Here is a 2,581-nt window from a genome sequence, read left to right on the forward strand (position 1 = left end):
TATACATAAGTACCCTCCGAATAAAATTTATATTTTTATAAATTTTACCAAGAGGGCGCTTCTAATATCTAGATACCAAATCCTTTACGCTTACAATTATTCCTGTGGAATAGCGAAATTTGCAGGTGACTGCTACTACAAGCGAAATTAATTCTGCGAATTAGTAGAAGGAAACTAACTCCCTAGGTCGTTAGTAAGAAATATATTTTTAGAAATTCCTTAGAATTTCATCCTTCAACATTAGGAAGTAATATTTAACTTATCGTAGATAAATTATACTGCCATAGGCAATTTCACTCGCTTAAGGCGAATTTAACTGTACGAAGTACACTGGAGGTGATGGAGTGAAAAGGATAAGAATGAAGATGGATAAAGGTAAAACATTTAAAGAAGGTTTTGAAGATTTCTTATTCAATTGTAAAGCAAGAGGATTAAGGGAAGGAACAATAAATCATTATGAACAAAGTTACATACAGTTAATAAAGTACATTGGTGAAAATATAGAAATTGCACATATTGATAAGTCTATATTTGATTCTTTTATTGTTAATGTTAGAAAAAATAAAGAAATCAGCTCACAGACATTATTTACATATGCAAGAGATTTAAAGACTATTATTAATTTCTACATAAGGCAGGAATATTGTAACTCATTTAAGATGGAACTTCCTAAGGTAGATAAACAGCCAATAGCAACTTATACAGATGAAGAATTAGAAAAGCTTCTGAAGAAACCTAATATCAACAAGTGTAGTTTTGTTGAGTATAGAAATTATGTTATGGTGGCAATGTTTTTATCTACTGGCATAAGGCTTAGTAGTTTAATCAATATAAGAGTTAAAGATATTAACTTTGATGATGAAGTTGTTAATATAATGCATACAAAGAATAGGAAATCATTAATCATTCCTTTGAATAAACAGATAATGAGTATCTTGAAAGAGTATTTAAAGTATCGCCAGTATGGAGATTTAGAAGATAGGCTATTTTGTAATTGTTATGGAAAGCCATTAAATAAGAGCAGTACAATACAGGCTATAGCTTCTTATAATCGGAAGAGAGGAGTGGAAACAACTTCTATTCATAAGCTTAGACATACTTTTGCAAAGAAGTGGGTGCTAGGAGGGAATAGTATAGCAGTTCTTCAAAAGATACTTGGACATAGTTCATTACAGATAACACAGAATTATTTGAATGTGCTGATTTCTGATATTAAAGCAGAAGTAGATAACTATAACATTCTACAGGAGTTTAATAGTAACTTTATTAAGCTGAAAAAAAAAAAATAGCTACCACACTAAAATGGTAACTACTAAAACTAAATATTGTTTTATAAAACTTTGCACCTCTTCATAAAGAGATTACAACTAAATCGCAAGTTAATTGTAATTCAAAAAAGAGGTAAATGCAAGGCTTTATTTCCTATACCCTTTTTTAGGGGAAGGTTAGTAGTCTTAGCAACTAGAACTACTATAAATATATCTAGTAGGTGAGCTGTAGCCAATGCAGAAAATACAGCAGGAGTAGGTAAACTGACTTTGCCTATTGCTTTAAGTGGGTACAGCTGACCACTTTAGAAATTAGCTGGGGTGGAAGTCTAGACGTGATAACGTCAGGGGCTGTTATGTTGCCTATGGGTAGACTGTAGGTGTTAAAGTAGCAGTTAGTAAGTCAGAAAGTCAAACAAGAGATACAATAGCGATATACAGAAGATAAATGCATTACCTTGTAGAAATACAGGGTAAGCTATGTCTATTAGAAACGTGTCCAAGCTCAACCAGAAGAAAAACTATGTATTTATAAATATTTAAAAATATGGTAAAATATACAATAAAATGAAAGTGGGAGGCGAAATTATGGAACAACTAGCATTATATATTTTTAAGAAATATGGGTTGAAGTTAACAAGTGATGAAATTCAAGAGGTGTTACAATGGTATAAAGATAATTCTTATAAATTAGTTGATGAAGAAACAACTGATGAAGAGATACATAATTATTTATATCAAAGGTTTAGTGGTAGACCAATATACATTCAAGATGAAGACCATAGTAATATGAATTATTTGTTGTCTATGCTGAAAAGTTTAACAAAATAAAAATATAGGGAGATAGAAATGGAAACTGGAGTAATAATACAGTTATGTATAATGGGCTTCACAGCTTTAATATCTTTAGGTTCACTTATTTATACAATATGGAAAAATAGAAAGACTGATGAAATTAGAGAAAAAGTTGAGAAAGTACAACTAGATACTATACAAGCCAGTGCATTATATGAAAATGTTAAAAAGGCAAGGATAAAGTTTAATGATTCATTGACCAATTTAACTATAAAAATTAAATCAAATGCAAGTGATCAGGAAATAGAAGAAAGTTTTCTAAATACTTATAATAGGTATATTGATTTCTTTAATGAAATTAATGATTATTGTATTATGCTTGATGTGGGTGCTATAAATGCAAAGAATTATATTGAAACAACTATTGTATTTTATACTTATGATTTGGTTCTTTCCAATGTTAGTTGAATATCATTAGTATATAACATCATACTTTTAAACTTTCCAATTTAATAACT

General features: G+C 29.6%; 3 protein-coding genes. All 3 read left to right on the forward strand.

The features are described 5' to 3' along the window. The first annotated feature begins 344 nt into the window (after positions 1-344). The 3 genes from BM384_RS16595 to BM384_RS16605 all read left to right on the forward strand — a co-directional run bounded on the left by BM384_RS16595 (position 345) and on the right by BM384_RS16605 (position 2,531). The gene (locus BM384_RS16595) at positions 345-1,289 is read left to right on the forward strand and encodes a tyrosine-type recombinase/integrase (protein WP_090015310.1); all 945 of its coding nucleotides are present in this window, start codon (positions 345-347) and stop codon (positions 1,287-1,289) included. A gap of 567 nt (positions 1,290-1,856) precedes the next feature. Beyond that, positions 1,857-2,099 carry a hypothetical protein gene (locus BM384_RS16600; protein ID WP_090015311.1) on the forward strand — a complete coding sequence of 81 codons (243 nt, stop codon included), beginning with the start codon at positions 1,857-1,859 and terminating at the stop codon, positions 2,097-2,099. An 18-nt stretch (positions 2,100-2,117) separates the two neighbouring features. Continuing rightward, positions 2,118-2,531 (forward strand): hypothetical protein, encoded by a 414-nt coding sequence (locus tag BM384_RS16605; RefSeq protein ID WP_090015313.1) that lies wholly within the window; start codon positions 2,118-2,120, stop codon positions 2,529-2,531. The last annotated feature ends 50 nt before the right edge of the window (positions 2,532-2,581 follow it).

The sequence above is a fragment of the Clostridium sp. DSM 8431 genome, assembly GCF_900116755.1.
GTDB lineage: Bacteria > Bacillota > Clostridia > Clostridiales > Clostridiaceae > Clostridium.

Bases quoted from the DNA above. Each gene is read 5' to 3' on its own strand.
- BM384_RS16600 (WP_090015311.1), top strand. From the start codon at position 1,857: ATGGAACAACTAGCATTATATATTTTTAAGAAATATGGGTTGAAGTTA.
- BM384_RS16605 (WP_090015313.1), top strand. From the start codon at position 2,118: ATGGAAACTGGAGTAATAATACAGTTATGTATAATGGGCTTCACAGCT.